30 protein-coding genes and 1 tRNA gene are annotated in these 23,222 nt (G+C 50.2%); 16 read left to right on the top strand and 15 right to left on the bottom strand.

The window, feature by feature from the left end; all coding sequences use genetic code 11:
* Positions 1 to 31: 31 nt before the first annotated feature.
* Entirely contained in the window at positions 32 to 193 is a 162-nt protein-coding gene (locus tag NGAR_RS17080) for a hypothetical protein (protein ID WP_187147624.1), read from the bottom strand.
* Between the two features lie 211 nt (positions 194 to 404).
* Between NGAR_RS17080 and NGAR_RS02340 the strand changes: the two genes are divergently transcribed.
* On the top strand, positions 405 to 794 hold the full coding sequence (locus tag NGAR_RS02340) for a hypothetical protein (protein WP_148680843.1): 390 nt from the start codon (positions 405 to 407) through the stop codon (positions 792 to 794).
* 45 nt (positions 795 to 839) lie between these two features.
* Here NGAR_RS02340 and NGAR_RS02335 read toward each other — a convergent pair.
* The 3 genes from NGAR_RS02335 to NGAR_RS02325 all read right to left on the bottom strand — a co-directional run bounded on the left by NGAR_RS02335 (position 840) and on the right by NGAR_RS02325 (position 3,446).
* A tRNA-Arg gene (locus NGAR_RS02335) sits at positions 840 to 914 on the bottom strand.
* 44 nt (positions 915 to 958) lie between these two features.
* On the bottom strand, positions 959 to 2,380 hold the full coding sequence (locus NGAR_RS02330) for a tyrosine-type recombinase/integrase (RefSeq protein WP_187147623.1): 1,422 nt from the start codon (positions 2,378 to 2,380) through the stop codon (positions 959 to 961).
* Positions 2,381 to 2,870: 490 nt separating this feature from the next.
* Positions 2,871 to 3,446: an NUDIX hydrolase gene (locus tag NGAR_RS02325; RefSeq protein ID WP_187147622.1), complete on the bottom strand. Its 576-nt coding sequence runs from the start codon at positions 3,444 to 3,446 to the stop codon at positions 2,871 to 2,873.
* A 63-nt stretch (positions 3,447 to 3,509) separates the two neighbouring features.
* On the opposite strand from NGAR_RS02325, the gene NGAR_RS02320 reads away from it, so the two are divergent.
* On the top strand, positions 3,510 to 4,307 hold the full coding sequence (locus NGAR_RS02320) for a 5 10-methylenetetrahydrofolate reductase-like protein (protein WP_015017997.1): 798 nt from the start codon (positions 3,510 to 3,512) through the stop codon (positions 4,305 to 4,307).
* On the opposite strand, the gene NGAR_RS02315 is transcribed toward NGAR_RS02320, so the two are convergent.
* Positions 4,300 to 5,106 carry an ABC transporter ATP-binding protein gene (locus NGAR_RS02315; protein ID WP_015017996.1) on the bottom strand — a complete coding sequence of 269 codons (807 nt, stop codon included), beginning with the start codon at positions 5,104 to 5,106 and terminating at the stop codon, positions 4,300 to 4,302. The two genes, NGAR_RS02320 and NGAR_RS02315, sit on opposite strands and share 8 nt — an antisense overlap.
* Positions 5,107 to 5,132: 26 nt before the next feature.
* Complete coding sequence (locus NGAR_RS02310) at positions 5,133 to 5,690, bottom strand: hypothetical protein (protein WP_015017995.1); 558 nt, start codon at positions 5,688 to 5,690, stop codon at positions 5,133 to 5,135.
* Positions 5,691 to 6,026: 336 nt separating this feature from the next.
* Between NGAR_RS02310 and NGAR_RS02305 the strand changes: the two genes are divergently transcribed.
* Entirely contained in the window at positions 6,027 to 6,593 is a 567-nt protein-coding gene (locus NGAR_RS02305; RefSeq protein ID WP_148680841.1) for a hypothetical protein, read from the top strand.
* Here NGAR_RS02305 and NGAR_RS02300 read toward each other — a convergent pair.
* On the bottom strand, positions 6,579 to 7,715 hold the full coding sequence (locus NGAR_RS02300; protein WP_015017993.1) for a DDE-type integrase/transposase/recombinase: 1,137 nt from the start codon (positions 7,713 to 7,715) through the stop codon (positions 6,579 to 6,581). The two genes, NGAR_RS02305 and NGAR_RS02300, sit on opposite strands and share 15 nt — an antisense overlap.
* An 83-nt stretch (positions 7,716 to 7,798) precedes the next feature.
* Here NGAR_RS02300 and NGAR_RS02295 point away from each other — a divergent pair, with 83 nt between their 5' ends.
* From NGAR_RS02295 to NGAR_RS02270, 6 genes are all read left to right on the top strand, one after another.
* Complete coding sequence (locus NGAR_RS02295; RefSeq protein WP_015017992.1) at positions 7,799 to 7,987, top strand: hypothetical protein; 189 nt, start codon at positions 7,799 to 7,801, stop codon at positions 7,985 to 7,987.
* On the top strand, positions 7,984 to 8,403 hold the full coding sequence (locus tag NGAR_RS02290; protein WP_015017991.1) for a hypothetical protein: 420 nt from the start codon (positions 7,984 to 7,986) through the stop codon (positions 8,401 to 8,403). The genes NGAR_RS02295 and NGAR_RS02290 overlap by 4 nt, the downstream gene beginning before the upstream one ends.
* Before the next feature lie 59 nt (positions 8,404 to 8,462).
* On the top strand, positions 8,463 to 8,693 hold the full coding sequence (locus NGAR_RS02285) for a hypothetical protein (protein ID WP_148680840.1): 231 nt from the start codon (positions 8,463 to 8,465) through the stop codon (positions 8,691 to 8,693).
* Complete coding sequence (locus NGAR_RS02280) at positions 8,686 to 9,054, top strand: hypothetical protein (protein WP_015017990.1); 369 nt, start codon at positions 8,686 to 8,688, stop codon at positions 9,052 to 9,054. The genes NGAR_RS02285 and NGAR_RS02280 overlap by 8 nt, the downstream gene beginning before the upstream one ends.
* Before the next feature lie 544 nt (positions 9,055 to 9,598).
* Entirely contained in the window at positions 9,599 to 9,961 is a 363-nt protein-coding gene (locus NGAR_RS02275) for a hypothetical protein (protein ID WP_015017988.1), read from the top strand.
* A 54-nt stretch (positions 9,962 to 10,015) separates the two neighbouring features.
* Positions 10,016 to 10,459: a hypothetical protein gene (locus tag NGAR_RS02270; protein ID WP_015017987.1), complete on the top strand. Its 444-nt coding sequence runs from the start codon at positions 10,016 to 10,018 to the stop codon at positions 10,457 to 10,459.
* Here NGAR_RS02270 and NGAR_RS02265 read toward each other — a convergent pair.
* Positions 10,428 to 10,799, bottom strand: a complete 372-nt coding sequence (locus NGAR_RS02265; protein ID WP_187147736.1) for a luciferase domain-containing protein — start codon at positions 10,797 to 10,799, stop codon at positions 10,428 to 10,430. The genes NGAR_RS02270 and NGAR_RS02265 overlap by 32 nt on opposite strands.
* A gap of 78 nt (positions 10,800 to 10,877) precedes the next feature.
* Positions 10,878 to 13,403 carry a methionine synthase gene (locus NGAR_RS02260; RefSeq protein ID WP_148680839.1) on the bottom strand — a complete coding sequence of 842 codons (2,526 nt, stop codon included), beginning with the start codon at positions 13,401 to 13,403 and terminating at the stop codon, positions 10,878 to 10,880.
* A 160-nt stretch (positions 13,404 to 13,563) separates the two neighbouring features.
* Between NGAR_RS02260 and NGAR_RS02255 the strand changes: the two genes are divergently transcribed.
* Positions 13,564 to 14,055, top strand: coding sequence for an ester cyclase (locus NGAR_RS02255; protein ID WP_187147621.1), 492 nt, complete (start codon positions 13,564 to 13,566; stop codon positions 14,053 to 14,055).
* 139 nt (positions 14,056 to 14,194) lie between these two features.
* Positions 14,195 to 14,488, top strand: a complete 294-nt coding sequence (locus tag NGAR_RS02250; RefSeq protein WP_015017983.1) for a hypothetical protein — start codon at positions 14,195 to 14,197, stop codon at positions 14,486 to 14,488.
* Here the strand turns inward: NGAR_RS02250 and NGAR_RS02245 are convergent.
* Positions 14,475 to 15,422, bottom strand: coding sequence for a homocysteine S-methyltransferase family protein (locus tag NGAR_RS02245; protein ID WP_015017982.1), 948 nt, complete (start codon positions 15,420 to 15,422; stop codon positions 14,475 to 14,477). The genes NGAR_RS02250 and NGAR_RS02245 overlap by 14 nt on opposite strands.
* Positions 15,423 to 15,527: 105 nt before the next feature.
* Here NGAR_RS02245 and NGAR_RS02240 point away from each other — a divergent pair, with 105 nt between their 5' ends.
* Positions 15,528 to 16,067: an AlbA family DNA/RNA-binding protein gene (locus NGAR_RS02240; RefSeq protein ID WP_015017981.1), complete on the top strand. Its 540-nt coding sequence runs from the start codon at positions 15,528 to 15,530 to the stop codon at positions 16,065 to 16,067.
* A gap of 15 nt (positions 16,068 to 16,082) precedes the next feature.
* On the opposite strand, the gene asnS is transcribed toward NGAR_RS02240, so the two are convergent.
* Both asnS and NGAR_RS02230 read right to left on the bottom strand, forming a co-directional pair.
* A complete protein-coding gene (asnS, locus tag NGAR_RS02235; RefSeq protein ID WP_015017980.1) occupies positions 16,083 to 17,390 on the bottom strand; it encodes an asparagine--tRNA ligase in 1,308 nt (435 codons plus the stop codon).
* Positions 17,391 to 17,434: 44 nt separating this feature from the next.
* Complete coding sequence (locus NGAR_RS02230; RefSeq protein ID WP_015017979.1) at positions 17,435 to 17,881, bottom strand: DUF7144 family membrane protein; 447 nt, start codon at positions 17,879 to 17,881, stop codon at positions 17,435 to 17,437.
* A gap of 55 nt (positions 17,882 to 17,936) precedes the next feature.
* On the opposite strand from NGAR_RS02230, the gene NGAR_RS18650 reads away from it, so the two are divergent.
* Positions 17,937 to 18,065 carry a hypothetical protein gene (locus tag NGAR_RS18650; protein ID WP_266190378.1) on the top strand — a complete coding sequence of 43 codons (129 nt, stop codon included), beginning with the start codon at positions 17,937 to 17,939 and terminating at the stop codon, positions 18,063 to 18,065.
* 128 nt (positions 18,066 to 18,193) lie between these two features.
* Here the strand turns inward: NGAR_RS18650 and NGAR_RS02225 are convergent, their stop codons facing one another.
* Both NGAR_RS02225 and NGAR_RS02220 read right to left on the bottom strand, forming a co-directional pair.
* Positions 18,194 to 18,559: a hypothetical protein gene (locus tag NGAR_RS02225; protein ID WP_015017978.1), complete on the bottom strand. Its 366-nt coding sequence runs from the start codon at positions 18,557 to 18,559 to the stop codon at positions 18,194 to 18,196.
* A gap of 48 nt (positions 18,560 to 18,607) precedes the next feature.
* The gene (locus NGAR_RS02220) at positions 18,608 to 19,426 is read right to left on the bottom strand and encodes a helix-turn-helix domain-containing protein (protein ID WP_015017977.1); all 819 of its coding nucleotides are present in this window, start codon (positions 19,424 to 19,426) and stop codon (positions 18,608 to 18,610) included.
* A gap of 159 nt (positions 19,427 to 19,585) precedes the next feature.
* Between NGAR_RS02220 and NGAR_RS02215 the strand changes: the two genes are divergently transcribed.
* From NGAR_RS02215 to NGAR_RS02205, 3 genes are read left to right on the top strand one after another with little or no spacing between them, the layout of a single operon-like run.
* Positions 19,586 to 20,188 (top strand): hypothetical protein, encoded by a 603-nt coding sequence (locus tag NGAR_RS02215; protein WP_015017976.1) that lies wholly within the window; start codon positions 19,586 to 19,588, stop codon positions 20,186 to 20,188.
* 39 nt (positions 20,189 to 20,227) lie between these two features.
* A complete protein-coding gene (locus NGAR_RS02210) occupies positions 20,228 to 20,797 on the top strand; it encodes an NUDIX hydrolase (RefSeq protein WP_015017975.1) in 570 nt (189 codons plus the stop codon).
* Between the two features lie 9 nt (positions 20,798 to 20,806).
* Positions 20,807 to 21,847 carry an alcohol dehydrogenase catalytic domain-containing protein gene (locus NGAR_RS02205; protein ID WP_015017974.1) on the top strand — a complete coding sequence of 347 codons (1,041 nt, stop codon included), beginning with the start codon at positions 20,807 to 20,809 and terminating at the stop codon, positions 21,845 to 21,847.
* Here NGAR_RS02205 and NGAR_RS02200 read toward each other — a convergent pair.
* Positions 21,844 to 23,127: an ArsB/NhaD family transporter gene (locus NGAR_RS02200; protein WP_148680837.1), complete on the bottom strand. Its 1,284-nt coding sequence runs from the start codon at positions 23,125 to 23,127 to the stop codon at positions 21,844 to 21,846. The two genes, NGAR_RS02205 and NGAR_RS02200, sit on opposite strands and share 4 nt — an antisense overlap.
* Between the last annotated feature and the right edge of the window lie 95 nt (positions 23,128 to 23,222).

The raw sequence follows: 23,222 nt of genomic DNA, 5'->3' as shown, positions 1-23,222 counted from the left end.
ATCTCCTGCGGACTGATGCTCGACCCTATTCTTACGGACTGGAAAGTCTTGCTTCGCTCAGAAGCTTGTCCAAATAACCCGCCACCGACAGGCCGTAATAGCCAGTTCTAGCCCGTTCCTGAGCCGTCCGAAGCTCCAGTCCGTTCTTGCGCATCTTGGATATCGTGACCGAGGTATTGTTCCTGCTACCCATCCAGCAAAGCGCCTCCTCCCATTGTGCTAGAAGAAAATTCCGCTGTCCCATTACACCTTCATTTTGATTATGGCTGGTTCGCGTTAATAAGTATCGCTAAGTGATGATAAGTTTAAATACAAAATTGGTTTGAGGCGAATCCGAATAATAATATCGTAAAACTTTAAATAATAATTATCGGTAAGCAATGCTAAGCGAGGCTTAGATAGGATTGTCGCCTACAAAGGACCCACGTGGGCATCGAAAAGCCGTATTCTTAAGGCCAGAGCTTGTGCCAAAGCTTGAACGGTATTGGAAATCAAGCAAGCGCAAGGCTCCGGACTTTACCAACTTTCTAAACGACCTGCTTGCAGACATCGTAGAGACTGAACGGTTCCAAGAGATAATAGCTCCTAGGATGATCAAGCTGGGCTTGGACCAAGACAATTTAAATTGCATGTACATAAAGGACGAAAAGGACAACAAGATTGCCGAAGTATTTCTAAACGACAACAAGCTTTACTGCCAGCTTGACAAGTCTCATAACTGTAACCACGTAATGTTTGCGCTCCTGCAGCCAGAAGTTTCAAGGCTGCAGATAAAGAAACCAAGCAAAAGCTAAAAGAGATCAATCAAGCCGCTGTTCCAATAGAAAGAAAAAAGGTAGCGGGCTCGCTGGGATTCGAACCCAGGATCTGCGGCTCCGGAGGCCACCGCGATATCCTGACTACGCTACGAGCCCTCCCTCCCAAACCTTGTTTCTTCAATCACTTAAATAACTTCGGTTTACTCGTCGCTGCCATCGCCGCCACTACTACTACTGCTGCTGCCGGCGTCGGTCTTTATTCCTCCAACGGCCTTTCTGATCTCCTGTATTTCCTTCTCCAAGTTGCTTACCTGCGCCTTCATTGTCTGCTCAAAGTTCTTTGCTTCCAAATAGGACTCCCTTGTCAGTACCTGCTTGCAGTTGTAGCAAGAAAGCGCGTCCGGCCTGTTGCTGGCCATGCATTCCGGACATACCTTTGGCACCAGCTTTTCTTCCTCGCCTTTTGCTTTGGTCTCGACGCCCCAGGCCTGAAGCAGGCTTTCGCCGCTTTCGTTGTTGAACCAGTGGATATAAGTCATGGGCATCTTGGAATTCAAGGACCATCCAGCGTGCTCTCTTAGTGTCGCGCCGTCCTTTAGCAGCCTGGCCGCCCTAGTTAGTGCGGTGTGGCGCATGACATACAGGTTCCATTTGCGCTGCAAGAGCGTCCTGATTTTCGCCTTGTCCTCTTCAGGCACCTGGTCGCTTTTCAAAAGCTTTGGGAAGAAGATGTCTCTGTAGTAGCGCCAGAACTTTTGCGACAGGCCGTGTGTTTTTAGGCGCTCGCCAAAATTCTGGTCAGCCAGGCTTACGAACAGATACGAGTCAGGGTTTCCGCCGAAAGGGCGGTCGGCTATCCATTCTTTGATGTAAGGGAGCGAGCTGAAAAGCGGAAGGTGGCGCTGGCCGGTCTTGCCGCTGTTGACCACGATTTCAGCATAGTTTTTGCCGTTGGCAGATACCTTGAACATGATGTCCTTTATTTTCAGTTTTAGAAGTTCGTGCGGCCTGCAGCCCGTGTCTTCTGCAGCCATTGCTACATAGCATCTGTCCCTTTTGACCGGGCAGTACTTCAAAAAAATGGCAATGTCGTCTCTTGTCCACAGGTCAAAAGGTGTGTATATCGAGGCTTCTTTTCGCCTCAGCTTGCGTATATGGGTTAGAAAGGCAGGAAGCTCTCGCTCTTCCTGAGGCTTTTCAGACTGGTACAGCCACTTGAAGAACTTGCGTATCTCCTTTACCTTGCTGTTGTAGTATCCGATCCACTTGTGCAGCGGGTCCTCTTCTTCGCTTTTGCGCCCAGAGTCAAGGTAGGCTTGGATGTCTGAAGCAGTCATTTCCCTAAACGACTTGTTCCCGCAGTGCTTTGGCAGGTAGGCCAGATGCAAAATCTTGGATGTCTTGGTTACTTCAGAGATGTTTATCGTGGACTGCTCTGCTATGATGTAGTCGCATAGAATCGACGTGTTTTCCGGCGTCAGGCTTTTGAGCGCCTTTATCACGTGGCCCGGCTGGAGCCCTGCCGCCTGCTGGATCTTTTGCTCAAGTGCTGCAGCGTCTATCACTTCTTTTTCTTTTTTCTTCTTCTGCTGCTGGCGACTGGTCGACTTGTTTTGGACCAAAAAAGCAGAGTTGCTGCTGTCGGACTCAGTCATCCTTTTTAGTTTGTTGTGCTTACCACTACTTACCAGTGGTTACTAATACTAACCACATTTTAGTATATAAGGAATTCGCATAGAAACGATGGTGGCGCGCGCCTTGCCTAGTCAGGACAGGGTGCTGTTCTTCTTTTGCAAAAAAGGGAGAGCACAAGCCTCCGGAGCCAGTTGTCGTGGGATCGAAGCCCACCGGGCCCGCTATCTCTATATAAGTTGCAAGCGCGAACGATTGCCGCTCAAATGATGACCTGTTATCCATGGGAGCGAAAGCGATGAAGTCCTTACGACGGTCTGATGAGTAAATCACAGTATAAAAGAACTAATCACTTTCTGGACTGAAAGAACGCATGCACGTAAATTGTAGCATTTTTCGTGCGTGAAATGGTGCATTGTGCACCATTTTTTCCACACATCATATTCTCCATGAGAAACATGCGCGCACATGGGGCAGTTATTACCTGTCGATTAGCAAGCCGTGCAGTTGCTTCAGGATCCTTGCAGTCGCGCCCCATATCACGTTGTTGCCGTAGGTGAACTTGAATGCGTCCTGGGCAAGCCCATAGTGTTCTGTGTCAGGCTCGATGCTCCTGAGCGTTTCAATGAGCGGCACATCGATGACCGCCTCGACTTCGCTTGCTGCTGTCCTGTACTTTGGCAGTATGTCCTGCACTGTCACAAAGGGCACGATAAAGTGATTCGAAGTCATGGTGTGCACTGCACGCAGGCTGCCGGCCACCTGCTCGGGCGTGAACGCGATCCCGACTTCCTCCTCCGTCTCCCGCAGCGCGGTGGCAAGTAGCGTGCCGTCGCTTTCGATGTACCTGCCGCCGGGAAAAGAGATCTCGCCTCTGTGCGATTTCAGGTTGGAGCTGCGCTTTGTCAAAAACACATGCGGGCTGTCTTCTTCTTTGTGGTAGTGGATTATCACAAGCACCGCCGCCGGAGTGGCAGAAGCCGCGTCCGCCGGCAGGTACGGCCTGTCCGAGATGATGGCAGGCTTGAGCAGCGATAGGATCTCTTCCTTGCGCAACAAAATTCTTGGAGCTGCGCGGCCAAATATATGCTCTCAAAACATGCGACCTCGCATTTAATAATGCCCGATGTAGATTTTGGATACACACAAGCAATGAAAATATCCTACGAGCTGAACCCGCCCAAGATAGTAAAGGGAGAAAGGTTCAACCTGGCGCAGCTGAACGCTGACATGGAGGCGATGGCAGGCCGCGCGTCGCAGTTGTCCGGCCTTGTCAGCGGCATTCACCTGACCGATTCGGTGCTCGGCATACCCCGGGTATCAAGCGTGACTGCTGCCGGCTACATCAAGGGCCGCTTGGATGCAGGCAGTCTGAGCTGCAGCGTCAGGGTGCGGGACCGCAACTTTACTTCCCTCTGCCAGACAGTGTCAGACGCGATCATGACAGGGGTTGACAGCATGCTGGTGCTCATGGGCGACGACCCAGCGGACGGGCCAAGCGACTCGGGCCTGCGGCCGAGCGCGGCAGTCAAGATGCTCAGGAAGGAAGGCTATAGTTCGAACATAAAGCTGGACCTGTCGTTCCCGGCAAAGGTACACGACAGGTCTGCCAAGTCGATACAGAGCAAGCTTGAGGCCAAGCCTCACTCGTTTGTCACACAATCCATCTCGTCCCTCTCAGACCTTGGCGAAATAGTCGACCTTGCCAAGCCTTATGGGATCAAGGTGGCGGCGGTTGTGATGGTTCCGGCAGAAAAGAACAGGCACTCTGCGTCGATAATCGGGCTTGACTGGTCTGAATATGAAAAGGACCCAGCAGATTTTGTCAGGCAGACCGCCAAGATAGCAGATAGGGTGCTCTTGACTTCGCCCAACAGCTTTGGATCCGGACTTGAACTCTTGAGGCAGCTCAAGTGACGCCGTCGCTGTTATTGTCATTGTCGTCTTTGTCCGATATTATTTCGCCCTTCATTGCGTCAATTACCTGCCGGTAGTAGGGCTGAAGGTTCTCATCTTCTGGAAGCCGCGGCCGTCGGTAGTTGACCGTTATCTCTTTTTTCACTGTGCCCGGCCTCTTTGTGAACACGACGACCTTGTCGCCGAGCACTACCGATTCCAGTATGTTGTGCGTGATAAACGCGATCGTCTTTTTCGTCCGCGCCCAGATCAGCTGCAGCTCAACAAGCAATAGATCCCTAGTCTGGCTGTCAAGTGCCGCAAATGGCTCATCCATCAGGAGCACCTCTGGGTCTATTGCAAGGGCACGGGCTATCGCCACCCTCTGCTTCATGCCGCCGGAGAGCTGGTAGGTGTAGGCGTCAGCAAACTTGGTCAGCTGCATCATTTCCAAGTAGTGCATCGCGCGCTCGTGCCTCTTGCTCTTTTCAATGCCGGCCATCTTTAGCCCGAACTCGACATTGTCCACAACCTTGAGCCAAGGAAAAAGCGCATTCTCCTGAAAAACCATGACCCTATCCGGGCCTGTTTCGTTCACAGGGTGGCCGTCCAAGATCACCTCACCTTCAGTGGGCTTGTCAAGCCCCGCCAAGATGTTCAGAAAGGTGGTCTTGCCGCAGCCCGACGGCCCCACAAGGCACACGAACTGTCCGTCTTCTATTGATAGGTTGATGCCCTTGACAGCGGTGATGAGCTTTGTGTTGCTTCCCTGCACTGCCATGAACTGCTTGCCGATGTTTCTAGCTTCGAGCTTGGCCATGATGCTGCTGTCACTACCACCTAATACTACACCAAGTCTCTGGTGTCGCCAAACTGCTTCATCTTGCTTATCCGGCGCCTGTCTAAAATAGTTATGATGGCGCCAGCTACTGCCACGGCTATGCCTATTCCAAGAAGCGAAGTGAACACAAGGGCGGTTACGGCAGACGAGATGTTGATCCCTCTGCTCAGAACTGTTTCCTGATCCCCGAGGACTATGTTGGCCTCTAGTACCTGGTCGGTCGGGTTGGAAAGGACGAGGGTGTAAGCGCCGGGTTGTTCAGCATCGAAAGGCTCTATGATGATCGGAGGCTCGATGGTTCGCTCAACTACGACCTGACCGCCAGGGCCCGTTATGGTGACTGAGGGCTGGCCTTTAAAATTAGGAAAAGCGACTACGTAGGCGCCCTGGCTTGCATTGATGTTCTGCTGCACCTGAAGCGAGCCGCCCGGCTCCACTGTCAGGCTTTTATCCTGCTGGATGCTGCTTACGAATTGCAGGCCGTAGTATCCGAGCATTGAAAAGCTGACGACCACCAGCGCGCCGCCGGCGATCAGCATTATGTGGCCCCTTTTTAGGTGCAACTTGTAAAGTGTAAGTTATGTAATAATATAATCTTATCAAGTTCGCATCCATCGTCATTAATGACGACGAAAGACGGAAAAGCGCTGGCGAAAATCGAAGTGGGCTACGAACATAAGCAATAAGAGGGCCGCAACAAGCGCTGGCTAAAGTCAGTTATTTTCGTCCTATCATAGTTCAGTTGTTTTCGTTGCGACATAGGAGTTGGTCTAATTTACTGCGTCTGTCGAAGGAAAAAATTTCTTCTGTTCAATCTAGGTGGTGTTAAAAATGGTTGTTCAAAAATGGTTGGTGAGATGCCCAAATTCTATAAATATATACCATAACTTGGCTCTTATGTGTCAGGCGAACAAGCACAACCTGCTATAAATTGGGTTCAGATCATCCTTTCTACTGTAGGCATCTCAGCAGTTGTTAGCGGTGCAGTTTCAGCAAGTCTCAATTACTTCTTAACTATGCGCCAATTGGGAAAACAACGGAAGATGGGCTTGATCCAAGAGAAATTGGATTTGTTATCATCAATGATATATCATTTGGACAAAATGAAGTACAAATACGATGCTATCGCGTTCATGCATCAACAAACAACGCCGCAAGAAAGATATGCCTTCAATCAAGACGAATGGAACGAGCTCGTTCGGGATATTGATGAAAAAATCAAAAATAGATACTATTTGCTTAATCGTAAGGTTCTTGAAAAATGGGTTTGGGCAAAGAATTTACGTACTCATCCGAAATCCATAGAGATAATGCCCGAGCTAAGAAAAATGCTTGTGGAAGAATACAATCAGATAATTGATAAACACCTCAACAATCTACAAGACATAGTACCTAAAATCACGCCTGATGAAGAAACAGGTTCACGTGATAAGCAGACCGACGCCCAAGAATCACCTATTAAGTGACCTCTTGAGCAATTCACCCCATCCTTTAACTTGAATTCCAGCTACTTGTGCGGGTGTCTGTCCGTCTAGTGCCATGTGTGGCTTTACGAAATTGTACTGCAATTTCTGTCCCTCTGCTAGGGGTGTGCTTATAGTTTTCCATCCACGTTGTACCTTTACTCTCTCTCGTAGTGTACCGTTGAGCCTTTCAATCCTGTTGTTATTTGTGTGTGGCTTTCTGATGCCGCACTTTGCAATGAGCTTAGCATTTGGCAATGTCGTCTTTACGATATGCGGGTAGCTGTTCAGGCTGTCAGCTCTCACTTCATTTGGTATCAGACCGTGAGCGTTAGTGATTGCTTCTTTGAACGCTGCTATTCCGCCTATCTTGTCGCGTTCCTCACTTAGTTTGCTAGATAGCAAGAACCTCGTCTGCCTGTCCATGATGTTCCATAGGAACCCGATCCTTGCGCCGCTCTTGTGGAATTGCCCGCCTTTGAGTTTAACAAACATCTCGTCAACGTGCCATGTATCTGAGAGCTCCTTTGGTGCCAGGGTATTGACGTATTCGGCTATCATGGGAACGTACCTCTTTATCCAGCTATAGATCGTGGTATATTCGACATGGATGTTAAAGTGGTCTGAAATGTTGCGCGCTACTTTCCTAAGTGAGAGTCCCGAAAAGTACAAGTCCAATGTCAGCGTTATCAACTCTGGAGTAAACTGCACTTTCTTTAACAATGACTGTTCGCCAAACTTGCGCTTGCAGTCTTTACAGAAGTAGACTTGCTTGCCACTTCTAACACCATAATGAATTACTCTTATAGAGCCGCATCTGACACATGGAATAGCATCACTAGCAAACACTTTGGGCTTTGGTTCTTCTTTCAGGTAGACATTGGCAGCTATGAACATCTTTACCGCAAAGATATGCTTGCAAGCATCAATCTGTCTAAACTCAAAGTCTGGACAGGTACACGCCCAAGCTTGACCGAGCAACCTTACTTCATAGATGTTCTTGCTCGTCTGAGAGGGGACAGCAAAGCTGCCGTCCGTGTTCTCTACGATCTGCTTTCCTTTAAGTATCTGCAATCCTCTCGTCATCCGAGCTTCCGAATTGTTTGCGGTTGGTTGTGTTTGCATACCAGTCTACCACTAATGGTATAGTGGCATGATTATAAATACTTATGCCATTAATGTTATATATACGGCATTGGTATGATGGTATGATGGTAAAGCGTGAACCTACTTCAATAAACGTAAATCCAGATTTGTGGAAGGATGCCAAGATAGAAGCTATCAAGCGCGGCATCACTGTCACTGAATTATTTGAAACCGCATTAGCAAAAGAGATTGGCAAGCCTGTACCAAGCGGAAAGATTGAAGGCGCAAAGATCAAGGGCGGGAAGCTATGACCACAGAAGAACAAAAGAAACCTTCTGACGCTGAGCTACGTACAATTGGCGGCAGCTCTCGGTTTATAGAAACACATCCAAAAGTTGTTCCAACGGATTTCGGTAGTGTATTTGCTGAGAAGATCATGATAGGTGTCGATGAGGTACAAGGCATAGTTACTATGACATTCTTGCAAAGGAATTTGCATCCTCAAATTGGTTCTAATGGCTGGCAGATTTCAGATGTGAACTGGAAGGTAATTGCCGAGGTAAAGACACCAATGGTGGAAATGAATGCTCTCATGATCTACTACATTGCCGTAGTTACTGGAGGAATGGATGTACTGCCTGTGATTCAGCAATACCTAAAACAGCATCCAAAAGCGCCTTCTGAGGGCAAGATCAGTTATGGTCCTACGCGGATCGAAACAAAGTGAGAACATAGATGGCATCCGAAAACATCATTCAGTGTTGCCGATGCAGCGGCAAATTCATTATGGAAGAGCACGAGTCCCATTGTTGTCAGGCATTAGCGATGCTGATCTTTGATAGTGATGGTAATAGGTGGGGTTCATACGATAGAGTAAACTTTTTTCCTTTACCTCCATTTAACTTCAAACCAACCAAATTGAACAACCAAAAGAAACACCCAGATGATAAACAGAAGAAAAAAATTTGGATAAAACCAGAAATAGAGGCAAAGATAACCTTAGCAATGTATGGCTAGCTGGCGCTCTTCTTCGCTTGCTGTATTTATTCTTGGCATGGCCATATTAGGTGTACTGTTATATTTGCCAGCAATGGCTCAACAAAAGTTTGTTGATAATGATGATATAGAATATACTCAATTTACGTGCGCTCCTGCAAATGCTGAGCTAAAATTTGGCTATAATTGTGCAGATATATGGGAAGCAGAAAAGATTGCAAGGGCTGATGACAAAATTGCCGAAATTGTAAACGGACAAGAATATCATTTGATTGGATACGCATTTGTTGATGATGCAGGGCCGCATGGAGTATCACCTACTTCACAAAATCCAACTCAGTATCCATTTCTCAACTTCTTTGTCGAAGGAGACGACAGGTAATCTCTGCATGGGTGGATTTGGAGTCGAAAAGAGTGGTTGAGGTCTATGAATAAGCAAGTGTCTCAATATCTCATCGCTATCAGACCTTTGCATCTTTATCCAGCAACTATCTCTGCCATTAGATAACCGATTCAGATTTGGTTCATTGTACATCATTTTCAACCTAGAGTAGCAGATATGCCTAGATAGAAGCAAGCATCAGAATACTTTTGAACCAGCGCATTACTATTGATTGCTGAATCATATTTGCTGTCAAAGTTTGAATTAGACTTTTTGACAGGCAAGATAAAGCTGGAAGGAAAGCCTGCCATTGATGCTAGATACCGTATAAAGAAAGAGCTTAGACACTCTGGATCTAGAGCTTCCGTTACTGTCAGAACATAGTTACCTTAATGATAAACAGCTTTCATCATTTAGAAAGCTCTTCAATAATGACGATCAAAATCATCTTACAAAAGGAGTTGTGAGAAGATTATTATCGTTTTTGCTGGCCGTAAAAAATGTAATAGATCGATAGTACTGGAACAAGGTATAAGAGTTCGTTTTGCATAATCCAATTGAAGAGATGGACGACGAGGTTTCTTCTCAAAAGAAAAAGAGTTTCGAGGTGATAATCACCGCACTCAATATGGCTGCCATGGGTGCAGGTATTGCCGCCGCGGTCATTGCAGCAAGCAAGAGCAAGGCTGCAAGCGCGGACGCAGGCAAGATTGAAAAGAGCATCAGCGATTTGAGCGCCAAGTTTGACAAAATGTCAGAGCAGCTAAAGAGCATACAGCCTGAAGTCAATAATAATACAACGACAAAGGAAGTAGATAAAAAACCAGAAGGCGCAGCGCAGCCACACAACAAGCCGCAAGACGTCATTTACGTAAGAAAGTCGTCAGAGTTTTCATTCTACAACTAGCTTATATTACAAAGACACCATTCGCGTTTATACAAAATAGCAGTATTTTGATCGTTGCTTCTGAAGGTAATAGCGATCGCCGCTCTGGTCGTTGCGATCGCTGTCGCAGTCATCGTCTTTGCAATGCCAAGGCAAGCCAATACTGGCGCGCCAAACGTGAGGTTTACCGAGTTTACTCCCGACAGGATCGACATCAGGGTGGGTGAAGCAACCAAGATCGTGTTCAACGTGCAGAACCTTGAATCCAGAGCCATCACCGACGCAAGGGTGGTCACTGTCATAGAGCCTTCCAGCTACCAGCCCTACCTGTCTATCGACAGGCCCACGGTTGACCTGCCCGACCTCCAGAGCAAGGACGCGCGAACAGGCCAGATGCAGGTCATGATAACTGCCGCCAGCGCGCCGGCAAGAGAAGCAGTCTATACAGTCAAAGGGGTGCTCTTTGTAGAGGGGACACAGTCTGATGTCAGGGAGTTTGAGCTGAGGATACGGGAGTAGTAGCAGGGGCAGACTTGCTCTTTTTGCCATAGCTTGTCATGCGCTCGTACTGCATCCTGAACAGTTCTATCAGGCCGGGAATGTCGGCCGTTCCGTTGATGTAGTAGCTTATCCACCCAGACTGGGGGATAAAGTGGTGCGGCGAGACCTTGCCCTGAGCAATGAGTTTTCTGCTTATGTCTTTTGGAAGCGGCAGGTCTGCCAGCTCGTCTCCATGTATGTGCCCCATCTCCCTTCCGTTGACTCGGAATTCGAGCCCGCCAAAGCGATGATCGTGCACCGTCACGCCGGGCCAGTTGAGTAGCTCGCGCTTGGCCACTTCGCTTGCAGATTCTTCCATCATCTCTCTATTTGCATCTGCAGCTACTTAAGAATGGCAGTAACTTCTGGCGCGGCTGGTAGCATGCGACTTACTTACCTAGAGCACGAAATATTCTGCTTCTGGATGGTGGACTACAATCGCGGCAGTCGACTGGTCTGGCACTATCTGGCCCGACTCTGTGAGCGTCATGCCGGATTTCGCAGGGTCAAGTATCTGCCACACCAAGTGGTGCTGTGAGATGTCAGGGCAACTCGGGTATCCCCAGCTGTATCGGAGCCCGCGCTTTTCTCCTATCTTGAGCTCGTCTCTGATCTTTGCGTTCACCCACTCGGCCATCGCCTCTGCCGTTTCGACTGCAAGGCCATGCAGGTAGTAGGCGTCTGTGTATTTGTCCTGCTTGTTCCACCTATCGATTATTTCTGTGACCCTGTTGCCGACAGTCACCGACTGGAAAGCGACAATGTCGTCCTTGCCGAAATAGTCTGCAAGGCAGAGGTGCTTGTCCTTTGACGAGCGCGGGAATTCAAACACCACCTGCTGCTTGCCGTCTGCCAGATCAACTGCCAACTTACCGACTCCTCCCTGACCCGGCGTCAGGTTGTGACATTTGTAATAACCATAAACTGCGCGTGGCTCGAACAACTTGTCCTTTACCACGCGCTCCTTCCACTGTTCGAACAGTTTTTCAGGGTCCTGATCGCTTGCTCCCTTGCCTCTCATTCCCCACTGGAGCACAAAGAGCGACTTTTTATTGAGGTATTTCCATACTTCCTCAAGTTTTACCTGCAGGGGTTCGATCCTGACAGGCCGGTTAACATGAGGCGGCACAGGAGGTGCTACCGGCTTGATGCCGCTATAAGGCAGCTGCGACTGATCGACTACTGTCGCTGCCTGCCGCTCGTCCCATTTCTCCAGCTTTTGTTGCCATTCGCTGACAAACTGCTTGCGCTCCGGCGACATCAGCTTGTTCATCACCTTCAGGCCATCAAACGCGGTTTTGCAGTAGAACACCCCTGGTCCGTAGATGCCGCCCTCTTTTGCAATCCTGTTGATATAGCTGCTGTTAATTGCTGCCCCGCCGCATAGCACGGGCACCTTCATGTTGTTCTGCCGGGCATGCTCTACAAAATATTGCATTTGTTTTGAAGTTGACACCAAGAGCGCCGACAGGCCCACAGCGTCCGCGTTGACTTCATTTATTTTCTCCAAGATCTTTTGCAGAGGCACCTGTTTGCCCAGATCGTAGACAGTGTAGCCGTTGTTCACGAAAATAGTCTTTACTAGATTCTTGCCAATGTCGTGCACGTCTCCATAGACTGTGCAGAGCACCAGCTTGCCCTTGCTCACCCCTTCCTGCTTGATGAGGTATTTTTCCAGTTCTGCCACCGCTGCCTTCATACACTCTGCAGACTTTAGTACGAACGGCAGGATCAGTTCGCCGGCGCCAAACTTGTCGCCCACCTCCTTCATGGCAGGTAGCAGGACCTCGTTGAGAGTTTCGACCGCTGCTTCGTGTGCGGCCTCTTTTGGGGCCGCAAGAGCAAGCCTGCCATCACCCTGCTGGATCACCTTGTTGCCCTTGACGCGGTCGGCTATTGCCTGCACTACGTCGTCCTCTATTCCCTCTTTTAGCCTGTTGACGATGCGAAAGTAGGAGCGCTTGTCGGCCGGCCAGCTTGGATCGACTTCGATCCTTTTGGTGGGACCGGCGGCAGTTGCCTTGGCGGCACCTTCAAAGTGCGCGATAAGCTCTGCAAGAGCGTTTTGGTGCTTGTTGAAGATCAGATCCTCGGCAAGTTTTTTCTGCTGCCCGTCGATCTCTGGGTACGGGATAATATCTCGGGCATTGATTATTACTGTATCAAGTCCAGCCTTTAGCGCGTGGTAGAGGAACACAGAGTTGACCACCTTCCTTGCGTTTGCCGGCAGGCCGAAACTCACGTTGCTCAACCCCAGCGTGGTGAACGACTCGGGGAACCTTTGCTTGACGAGCCTGATGCCCTCAAGCGTGTTCTTGGCAGAGTCGGCAAATTCTGCCTCTCCAGTCGCAAGCGTAAAAGTGAGCACGTCAAAGATAAACTGCCAGGCTTGCAGCCCATACTGCTGCTTGCCCGTGTCGTAGAGCAGCTGCGCAATTTCCAGCTTTTCCTGCGGAGTCTTGGCCATCCCCTTTGGGCCTATGCACATCGCTATCGCCGGCAGCCCGTACTTGGCCATCAGGGGCGCCAGCGCGTGAAACCTTGAGCCGTCTCCTTCAAGGTTTATCGAGTTGATCACCGGCCTGCCGGGTATCTGCCTTACAGCCGCTTCGACGACCTTAGGGTCCGTAGAGTCTATCACAAGCGGTGCATCTATTTCAAGGCTCAGGCGCTTGACAAGTTTAGTCATGAACTCGAGCTCGTCTGACCGCTCGGTGGTTGCGACGCACACGTCAAGGCAGTGCGCGCCGTCCTCTACCTGCGCCCTTGCAAGGTCCACCAGCCCGTCAAAGTCGTTATTGAGCACCAGCTCCTTGGCTTTTTTAGACCCTTGGGTATTGAGGCGCTCGCCTATTATCAGAGGTGGGGGCTCTTGCCTCAGGTCCACTGCCTTTAGAGCTGAACTTACCCGGGGGACCACCAAATATGGAAGATGTTATTCATGAATCGCCTATATTTGCTATCAGCTTGCAACCCACGCAAAAGTCATCGAATGAGGAAGGTGAGGAGGAAGGAGTATTCTGAAATATAGATGCACATTATTCCACGCATAAATTTAAGAACAAAAACGGATGAAACATGGCATGTCGTCGCTGGAAGAAATAGAAAAACAGAACATCAGGATTGCGCGTCGGGTGTTTGAAGCGTTCAACACTGGAGACGTGAGCAAGGTCAGCGAATTTATCGGGCCGGAATACTTTAACCACGAATCGCAGGCCGATCCAAGACGCGGAAAGCTTCGGGGGCCGGACGAAGTTATCGACACCATCAAGAACTTGCGGGGCGCTTTTGCCGATCTTTACTACGAGGAAAAGGAAACCGTTGCTTCGCGTGACAAGGCCGTCTCCATAATGCAGGTAAGCGGCAAGCATGTTGGGAACTTTTTTGGCATCGCTCCGACAGGTCGCAGCTTTTCTTATCAGGCAGTGCACATACATAGAATAGCCAACGGCAAGGTAGTGGAGCACAGATCAATTCGCGACGACCTTAGGTTCATGATGCAGCTTGGTCTAGTTGGCCCCGGCTCGCCGCAGTATGCGCCCCTCTTTGAGGTCTGGAAGGGAGCCATACGTTAAGGCATTTCCAGGCTGGCTGCTTTTTTGTCCTTTCTTTTTAAGCATAGTAAGTTAAGACAATCTAGCTGGTCAAAAAAAGTAAACAGCATACCGAAAATTCTACCTTACCTGTTTTATATTAAAAAAGAAAGTAAGGGACATGGCTACGATTCAACAATACAAATTCAAGAATGGCTCTGCCGGCCTCATAGAGACGGTATACGCCATTATTAGAAGCAAAAGTGGCAAGGTCACCAGCAAAGACCTTGATCAGATGATCGGCAACAAGCAGGATGTAAGGTTTGCAATTACGCGTCTTACAGTCCAAGGCCGGATCAAAAGAGTAAGGGGCTTTGGCAAGGTAGGAATTGAATATTTCTACAAAGATATTGCTTCAGAGCCACGCAAAAAGCCCATGGAAAAGGTAGCTGCTACTGCTACTACCTGGTACTAGAGCTATCTAGGGCTTTTCTCAGCTCTGCGATGTGCTGCGGGTTTGTTCCGCAACACCCCCCGACCATTCTTACGTGATCGTACTTGCTGACAAACTCTGCCAGCGCTTCCGATATCTCTTTTGGCCCCATCTTGTAGACCGCGCGCCCGCCCTCGTTATGAGGCATGCCAGCGTTTGGCATGACCAGTATTGGAAGGCCCTGCTCGCTCAGCCACCTCACACTTGGTGCCATCTCGGCCGGCCCTGTCGAGCAGTTGAGCCCAAACGCGTCGATCTTCATATCGCTTACCGTGGTGTAGGCGGCCTGTACGCTCGTGCCTAGCAGCATCTTGCCGTACTGGTCAAGCGTAATGTTTGCGATTATCGGCACCTTTTTGCCCACCTTTTCCATAGCCATGTGGCAGGCTTCGATTGCCAGCTTGACCTCAAGTATGTCCTGGCTCGTCTCTATCAAGAGTGCGTCGACCCCTCCCAAGATCAGACCCTCGGCCTGCAGCATGAACGCGTCTCGTATCTCATCAAGCGGTTTTTGCCCAAGGTCGGGGTCGTTAGAGCTCGGCAAATATCCTGTTGGTCCCATCGAGCCTATGACGTAGCGCGGCCTGTCCTTGAACTCGTTGCATACCTCTCTTGCGAGTTCGGCTGCCTTTTTGTTAAACTCGACTGTCTTGTCGCCATAGCCGTATTCGTCAAGCTTTAACTTGTTTGACCCAAACGTGTTGGTCTCGATGCAGTCGGCTCCTGCCTTGAGGTAGCTCCGGTGGATCTGCTTTATCCATTCTGGCCTTGAGAGGATCAGGCCGTCGTTAAAGCCGTCCTTGCCGTCGGGGAAATCCTCAGGCTTGGGGTTGAGGCGCTGTATCTCAGTCCCCATCGCGCCATCGAAAAGCAAGACCTGCCTTTTTGCAGCTTCTAGAAACGACTCTGGTGACAATATCGGTAAATGTCTCTATCAATGGAGTTTAAAACCTTTGTAATGATTGACAACATCCATTGACGTTTGGTATCTAAAACCAAAAGCGGGTAATTACGAGACGATATGATGACAGCAATCGTAGAACAGAAAACCTCACTAGAACCAAGACTGCATGTTCCACCGGCGGTTCTTCTCATCGGCAAAAAGCGCACACTGGACTATGTTGCACCGGCGCTATACAGGATAAACAGCACCGGTGAGTTAATAATCAAGGCAATAGGCAGCCTTAGCATAGTGACTGCAGTAGATGTCGCAGAGATTGTAAAGCGCGACGTAGATGTTTTGACAAAGTCAATCACAGTGGGAACTGACGAGCTTAGAATTGCAACCGGCGAGATAAAGCGCATGTCTTGCATCGAAATACACCTGATTAAGAATAACCCAATAGCCGTAGTACCGCCGGCGATCGATGTTCACGCGCCCGTAGAGGAAGCAGCAGCACCAGTCGAAATCTCTATTGAAGCAGCTCCTGATGTTGCAGCAACTGTTGAAGTGCCGGTGGTTGTAGCAGAAGAAAAGGCAAAGAAGCCAAGGGCAAAAAGGTCGTCGACTACCGCAAAGAAAAAATCAAGCAAGAAAAAGAAAAACTCTGTATCGGTCTAGTGGCCCACATTCTTTTTACGGCGTGACCCGCGACATTGTGCGCGGGAACAATACCGTATCTTTGATATCGTCGGCATTTGTTATCCACCGCATCAAACGCTCAATGCCAAGTCCAAAGCCCCCATGCGGCACTGACCCGTATCTTCGCAAGTCAAGATACCAGTCGTAGGCCGCAGGGTTGAGCCCCTCCTTTTTGATCCGCTCCGTTATTGAGACGATGTCGTCTTCCCTCAGTCCGCCGCTCGTTATCTCACCAAAGCCCCGAGGAGCAAGCATGTCTGCGGCAAGCCCGACGCCTTTGCGCTCTGGGTCTTCCTTGACATAAAAGGGTTTGACGGCAATCGGGTAGCCAATTACAAATATCGGCTTGCTTGCATCCTTTGTCAGCTCGCGTTCCGAGTCGATATTGAGGTCGTCGCCTGCCCTTATTTCGCGCTTTGTGCCACTTTCTTCGGTGACAGTGAACCCTTTAGACCGCAGTATTTCAATCGCCTTGTCATAAGGCAGCCGCTCGAAAGGCGGCTCGATCTTTTTTAAGTCTGTCGTGTCGCGCTTTAGAAAAGCAAGCTCTTCGGCCCGCTCTTTGACCGTTTTCTGGATAATGTATGACACCAGCTGCTCTTGCACCTGCAGGATGTCTTCAAGCGTGACCCATGGCGCCTCGGCCTCTAGGTGTGAAAATTCGGCCAAGTGCCTGACTGTGCGCGACTTTTCCGCCCGAAAAGAAGGCGTAAGGCTCCATACGGGCCCGAGCGAGAATATCATGGCCTCAAGGTACAGCTGTGCGCTCTGCGATAGGTACGCCTCTTCGTCGAAATATTTCAGCTTGAATAGTGTCGATCCTCCCTCCACCGCCCCTTTGACTATCGTGGGCGCAGTCACCTCCATCCAGCCATTATCTACGAACCAGCGCCTGCCAAGGTCAAGCACGGTAGCGCGTATCTTTGCCATTGCGACCATCTTACGGGTGCGAAGGGCAAGATGCCGCTTGTCAAGCAAGAGCTCGTCGCTCTGGTACTCGCCTATCGGGTAGTCAGTCCCAGCGACGCTGTATACCCTGATGTTCTTGCCTTTTATCTCGTAGCCTCCCTCTGGTGCCCTTGCGTCTTGGCTCACGACACCCGTTACTTCAACAGATGATTCTATCGTCAGGCCAGCCACCTTGTCTGCTGGAAATATGCACTGTATAACGCCGCCCCTGTCGTCCCGCACGAGCGCGAACGCGTTCTCTTTTTGCTTGCGCAGCCTATAGACCCAGCCTCTGATCGTGACCTCTTTGCCGATATAGTCAGAGGACTTGATCTGGCTTGTACGGAGAGACATATTATTTTCAGAATCTAGGTTTGCTGACTAATTCTTAAGTGTTGTCAAGCCGCTGTCGTGTCCGACGCAGGAGCGGAGACAGCCTTGCCAAAATAAGCCTTGACGTGCGGCCTGTAAAGGTAGTACAGTATCACGCCGTTGATTATCAAGCTTATCACGCTGCCAAAGTTGCCAGTCACTATAGCCAAGACTGACGTGGCTATACCAATGATTGACAGTACCACCGCGGCTGTCCACGCCCACCCGTTTCCCTTGAAAAGGCCATACGATATCACAAGGCCAGCGATCCCAAGCGCAAGCATGAACGCGCCTGACGCCACTGCTATGCCGCCCAGCATAGTCATAGACAGGCCGGCCGGGAGGTCTTGGCTTGGGACTGCTATCGGGATAAAAGGCGCAAAGGCAAGAGCGCTAATGCCTGCTATTATCATTACAATACCGGCTATGGCCATAAGGACTGCGATTATCGTGACCCCGGTGGGTCTATCCATGGGGTATTACCGACAGTTTATAGTATTTAATAGATAGCAAACATGATCACGTAAAATGATACCATCCAGGGCGGTTCAAGAAATGACAGCGGGCCTTCCTCTTCTTCTCACTGGCCTTGTCCTCAGCCGCGTCCGGCAGCAAGGACAGTCCCTCCCGTTCCACCTGATAAAGACACTGCAGTAACAGCACCATCTGTCGCCAAAGGCGTAACGCAGTCTAGACTCTTCCAAGGTGCTTGATCTGTAGCGGGCGCAGGTCCCAATGCAGTACGCCATGCGATCATCACAAAAAATAAAAAATGATGATGATGGTCAGACAGGGACCTGCTTTCCCTTTCTGCCCATCATGTAAAACGCGCCTGCAACGCCGCCAAAGATAGCGCCCAAGACACCGATCACGGTAAACGTTTCAATGCCTTTGAAATATGGCGTTCCAGAACCGTCAGGGTTGTTTCCGTACGTTGTCTTTTGCGCATACAGCAGCCGCTCCTTGGCCAAGATCGTGACATCGTTGCACTGGTTCCGGTCTATTTCGAGCTCTTCACACCTTAGCAGCTGTTCTTGGGTGGCGGTCCCTATGCTGTCAGCCCCGTACTGCGCGTACGACTGCGGTACCGACGTTACGGCCAGAATCCCGGCCGCAGTTGCTGCTGCAATGATGATTAATTGTTGTTTCATGCAAGCATACTATCGCGTGCAGTCCTGATAATCCTGCGTTCCGAACTGCTAGTTCCATTCCTGTTCTGACACTAGAACGCCCCTGTCGCAGCGGTACTTGACCATCAAGTAGACCACAAAGCCGGCTACGAGCGCGCCGGCAAACAACAGGATCGTAATTTGCAGAGGCGAGAAGCCAAGCCAAGGAAGGTCGCCACCAGTATTCCTCTGCGGTGCTGGAAGGTCGTCAACCGTCAGCGGGCTTTGGGGTGCTGACTGGAACGGCAGAGCGTTTGGATCTGCAGGTGGCGGGGCCGTCGAGACGAGGCCGCTTGGCTCGACGTAGTAGAACAGGAAAAAGGTGCCAGCTATAAACACTGCAAGGGCTGCAAGGCCCGGCATGAGAGACGCCCAAAAGTAATCACGTTCGGCCGGCTTTTTCGCCTTTTCAAACAGGCTGTACTTCCATAGCTTCCACGCTTCAAACCAGAAAATGGCAGCAGCGCCGGCTGGCACTGCAACATCATAGACGTTCAGCGAATTAAAATTGAAAACAGCATACAATGCAGCGATCGCGGTAAAGATGCTTGCGTAAAACGCAAGGCGCGGCACTGTAAAGCGGCCAAAGTTGACATATGACTCAAGCGCTTTGACCTTGACTTTTCTTGTGACAAAGACCCTACCATAGCTGTCCCGCCCGGCAAGCCCCATTTCTACCAGCTTTTCAACCTGGTACTCGGCCACGCTAGGGCTTGACAGCCCGAGATCGCGCTGCACTTCTCTAATTCTGGAGGCCTCTTTCTTTTTCTGCAAATAAAGGTAGACCTGCAGCGTCCTGCCCGAAAGCCTGCACTCAAGGTTATTGCTGTTGTTCTGATCGTCGGTCATTGATAACAATAATTATTTTGCAGTAGGCCAGATTTAAGGTGCTCCTTGGTGGTAGCTGTTCTAGCACTAGAACATGTAAATTTTGCACGATATTATATTATTATAAGCACCAAGAACTTAATTAGCAAGTTCGACGATTGCAGCAATGGATGATATGATGTGAACTGGACATCGTACGCATCATTAGTATCTGCCATTTTGCTAGGCGCCATCTTTGCTGCACCTTCTGCATCTGCATACTTTTACAGCCAGACTCCAGAGAGCAGGCTATCTTCAGAGTGTGGCGAGACGGGCTGCTTTTATGACGTGACTGTGGAGGGCAACACTTTTTCGGTCCAGTATGACATTGCTAATGACAGAGGAACTCCAGACTCTAGGACTGCCCAGATCACTGAAATTGTGGTCGATACCGGCAAGAAGGCTCTTGTGATAGACCTCAACGCAACATACTGGGGCATCCTTTACATCAATGTGCCAAGGAGCCTGCTTGATGCCTCGGACGGCGGCCAAGATACAGAGTACACTGTTTTTGTAAACGGACAAGACGTAAGCGACAACGTTATAGAAATCACAAAATACGTCAACAACAATGCTGGCGACGGCAACAGGGTTCTATCAATAAGCTACAGTCAAGGCCAAAAACAGATAGAGATAATCGGCACGCAGATAGCGCCCGAGTTTGGGCCTATTACGGCAATGATTATGGGAGCAGCGATATCGGGCATCATTGGTGTGACTATTTTTGCAAGACGCAGGCTATAGCCTAGATTTATTATCGGCCTATCGATACCTCTACTACAGATGAAAAAAGGCTGGGAGTGCCTTGAAACCAAAGAGGTGTTCAAGGCCGGCGACGGCAAGACTGTCTATATCGAGTTGTATCAGGATAGGGTCAGGACGCCAAAGGGCAATGTCCTAACCTATACAAAATACCATGCTTCAGACGTGGTTATAGTCGTGCCATTCATTGATAGGCAGACGCTTCTTATGATAAGGCAGTTCCGCTACCCAATTGGCAAGGTGCTGCTAGAGTTTCCGGCCGGCCATGTTGAAAACAAAGAGGACCCACTTGACACCGCCAAGCGGGAGCTTGAAGAGGAGACAGGATACAGGGCAAGAAAGGTCGAATACGTCTACAGCTACCACCCGGCTGTGAGCCGGACAAGGCAGTCTGTGCATATCTTCAGGGCGACCGATCTGGCAAGGGCGAGTGCGACCAAGCACGATGGCGGCGAGCAGATCAGCATGAGAAAAGTTACGGTCAAGCAGTTGCGCCAGTTGATAACAAAAAGAAAAGTGGAAAACGCCGGCACCCTGATCGCGTACCTGCTATGCTGTACAATGAAAACAAGTAGCGGGAGGAGGCGATGACAACAGGGTATGGCAGAAAAAATGCGGGCAATGGTCCTGACAAAGCTTGCCCCAATAGAAACCCGGCCGCTGAAATTGATGTCGATTGACAGACCCGTGGCAAAGGGCAGAAACGAACTGATGATAGAGATAGAGGCGTGCGGCGTCTGCCGGTCAAACCTGCACCTTATAGAAGGCGATTGGAAAAGGTTTGGCGCGCCTTCGCACCTGCCAGTGGTTCCCGGCCACGAAGTGGTGGGCGTGGTCAAGCAGGTTGGCAGTGGCGTGAAAAAGATCAAGGTAGGCGACAGGGTAGGAATCCAGCCGCTTTTCAGCTCTTGTCTTCAGTGCGAATACTGCACTACCGGCAAAGAGAACCTTTGTGAGAGCGCCGAGATAACAGGAGAGACAGTACAGGGTGGCTACGCCGAGTACATTTCTGCGCTAGAAGAGTTTGTCACGCCGATCCCGGACAATCTGGACTCAGAGCATGCCGCTCCGCTATTTTGCCCCGGCATAACAGCGTACAAGGCAGTCAAGGCAAGCGAGCCGGCGGCAGGCAGAACAGTCGGCATTTTTGGCATCGGAGGCGTCGGCCACCTAGCAATACAGATAGCCAAGATGCAGGGTGCAAGGGTAATAGCAATGTCAAGGGCGAAAAAGCATCTTGATCTGTCAAAAAAGCTGGGCGCAGACAATGTCATTGTCTACCAAGATTCGCAGGGGCAGTTTCTGAAAAACCTGAAAAAGGAGGAAGGAGGGCTCCTTGACAGCGCAATAGTCTTTGCGCCCTCTGACAAAGTGATAGATACCGCCATCAAGTCTGTCAAAAAGGGTGGCACCATCGTGCTGGGCGTGCTTGGCAATGTCTCTGATTTTCCGACGTTTGAAGAAAAGATAGTGAAAGGGAGCGTCATCGGCACAATGAAGGACATGGCCGAGCTGGTCAGTTTGGCAAGCAGTTCCGGCCTGAAAGTGGTTATTGAGACTCACAAGCTGGAAGAAGCTAATGAAGTATTGGCAAGGCTCAAAAAGTCGCAGGTAGAGGCCCGCGCAGTTCTGGTTCCCTAGATCAGGACAATGAACACATAATACACTGCTAGGTTAGCTGCAGTCACGATGCTCCCAACCTTAAAGAATTCCAGAAATGAAAACGCGGTGACGCCGCGCGACTCGGCAGCCTCTATGATAATGATGTTGCTTGCCGCGCCGAGTATCGTGAGGTTGCCGGCTATTGTGCTCGCCGCTGCCAGCATCATCCACTGATCCACGTGCTGGCCTGTAAAACCGCTGTCTGTCATCACAAAGTTATAGAGCGCTACAAATGGGACGTTGCTCAGCACTTGGCTTATCCCGATGCTTGCAGCCGATATTACGGTCGCGCTCTGCACCGGGTCTGCAGGGTCCGGAGTGGGAATGTAGTTCATGAACAACAGCGACACCGCGCCGGATGACCAGAGCGCAGAGGTGACGACAAACATGCCGCCAAAGAATACCAGCACCGAGTAGTCGACGCTCTTCATTATCTCCCTTCTCTGGTCGCTCACTGCGTAAATAGCGGCAGACCCCAGCATCGCCACTGTGCTCAGGCTAAACTCGACGATACCAAGAAAGTGCAGCGCCTCTGAGACGATAAAGCCGGCGATCGTCGCGACAAGGACAGCAATTGAAATCTTGGCAAGGCGCGGGCTGTAGACCCTGTCCGTATTTTCCGCAAGCTCAATGGCACTCAATTGATAGTTCAACTTGATCTCCTTGCGATAATACACCTTCAGTATTGCGTAGGTCATAAACAGGTTGACTATGGTAGGCGCCGCCAGCTGCACCAGAAACGTCGTAAAGGGCATTAGGATGCCGCTCTCTATTGCAATGAGCAGGTTCTGCGGGTTGCCTACCGGGGTCATGACGCTCCCTACCGTGATGCCAAAGGCAAGCGCTATCAGCAATACTACCGGCCTAATGCCGGCGTGCCTTGCGACATAGACAACAAGGGGGATTCCAAGCAGCGCTATCGTGTCGTTGACTAGAAATGCGGCAAGCAGCCCCATTCCAACAACAAAAGCCATCAAGAGCCTGTCAGGGGTCTTGGCTACCGCAAGCATCCTGATCGCCACGCGCCTAAGGACTCCGGCCCTGTCCAACGCAGAGACTATGCTGAACATGCCAAACAGGAATGCGATGACGTCAAGGTTGACCGACATGAACGCGGCTTCAACGCCGATCACCTGCAGGCCGATCATGAGCGCGGCGCCTATCAGCATGGCGGCCCATATTGGGACGCCAAAGCGTCTCCGGCCGATTATCAGTGTGTACACTACCGCAAAGACGCCAAGGGCAATGTACTCCTGCATATAGTGCAGCAAGGTATTCACCGCTTTATTTGTCGTGAGTCAAAACCGTTGCACCTCACAAGGAATAATAGTTCAGCAACAGGATGATGATTCCG

Origin of the sequence: Candidatus Nitrososphaera gargensis Ga9.2 (genome assembly GCF_000303155.1) — an archaeon.
GTDB classification, from domain to species: Archaea; Thermoproteota; Nitrososphaeria; order Nitrososphaerales; family Nitrososphaeraceae; genus Nitrososphaera; species Nitrososphaera gargensis.
Note: the sequence above shows the minus strand (reverse complement) of the source record. Positions and strands in the feature narration are given on the sequence as shown.

What these genes read in the sequence shown, in the direction of transcription:
- NGAR_RS17080 (WP_187147624.1), bottom strand. Translation starts at nt 193, where the DNA reads ATGGGTAGCAGGAACAATACCTCGGTCACGATATCCAAGATGCGCAAG.
- NGAR_RS02320 (WP_015017997.1), top strand. Translation starts at nt 3,510, where the DNA reads ATGCCCGATGTAGATTTTGGATACACACAAGCAATGAAAATATCCTAC.
- NGAR_RS02315 (WP_015017996.1), bottom strand. Translation starts at nt 5,106, where the DNA reads ATGGCCAAGCTCGAAGCTAGAAACATCGGCAAGCAGTTCATGGCAGTG.
- NGAR_RS02300 (WP_015017993.1), bottom strand. Translation starts at nt 7,715, where the DNA reads ATGCAAACACAACCAACCGCAAACAATTCGGAAGCTCGGATGACGAGA.
- NGAR_RS02295 (WP_015017992.1), top strand. Translation starts at nt 7,799, where the DNA reads ATGATGGTAAAGCGTGAACCTACTTCAATAAACGTAAATCCAGATTTG.
- NGAR_RS02290 (WP_015017991.1), top strand. Translation starts at nt 7,984, where the DNA reads ATGACCACAGAAGAACAAAAGAAACCTTCTGACGCTGAGCTACGTACA.
- NGAR_RS02285 (WP_148680840.1), top strand. Translation starts at nt 8,463, where the DNA reads ATGGAAGAGCACGAGTCCCATTGTTGTCAGGCATTAGCGATGCTGATC.
- NGAR_RS02280 (WP_015017990.1), top strand. Translation starts at nt 8,686, where the DNA reads ATGGCTAGCTGGCGCTCTTCTTCGCTTGCTGTATTTATTCTTGGCATG.
- NGAR_RS02265 (WP_187147736.1), bottom strand. Translation starts at nt 10,799, where the DNA reads ATGGAAGAATCTGCAAGCGAAGTGGCCAAGCGCGAGCTACTCAACTGG.
- NGAR_RS02255 (WP_187147621.1), top strand. Translation starts at nt 13,564, where the DNA reads ATGTCGTCGCTGGAAGAAATAGAAAAACAGAACATCAGGATTGCGCGT.
- NGAR_RS02250 (WP_015017983.1), top strand. Translation starts at nt 14,195, where the DNA reads ATGGCTACGATTCAACAATACAAATTCAAGAATGGCTCTGCCGGCCTC.
- NGAR_RS02240 (WP_015017981.1), top strand. Translation starts at nt 15,528, where the DNA reads ATGATGACAGCAATCGTAGAACAGAAAACCTCACTAGAACCAAGACTG.
- asnS (WP_015017980.1), bottom strand. Translation starts at nt 17,390, where the DNA reads ATGTCTCTCCGTACAAGCCAGATCAAGTCCTCTGACTATATCGGCAAA.
- NGAR_RS02230 (WP_015017979.1), bottom strand. Translation starts at nt 17,881, where the DNA reads ATGGATAGACCCACCGGGGTCACGATAATCGCAGTCCTTATGGCCATA.
- NGAR_RS18650 (WP_266190378.1), top strand. Translation starts at nt 17,937, where the DNA reads ATGATACCATCCAGGGCGGTTCAAGAAATGACAGCGGGCCTTCCTCTT.
- NGAR_RS02225 (WP_015017978.1), bottom strand. Translation starts at nt 18,559, where the DNA reads ATGAAACAACAATTAATCATCATTGCAGCAGCAACTGCGGCCGGGATT.
- NGAR_RS02220 (WP_015017977.1), bottom strand. Translation starts at nt 19,426, where the DNA reads ATGACCGACGATCAGAACAACAGCAATAACCTTGAGTGCAGGCTTTCG.
- NGAR_RS02210 (WP_015017975.1), top strand. Translation starts at nt 20,228, where the DNA reads ATGAAAAAAGGCTGGGAGTGCCTTGAAACCAAAGAGGTGTTCAAGGCC.
- NGAR_RS02205 (WP_015017974.1), top strand. Translation starts at nt 20,807, where the DNA reads ATGGCAGAAAAAATGCGGGCAATGGTCCTGACAAAGCTTGCCCCAATA.
- NGAR_RS02200 (WP_148680837.1), bottom strand. Translation starts at nt 23,127, where the DNA reads ATGCAGGAGTACATTGCCCTTGGCGTCTTTGCGGTAGTGTACACACTG.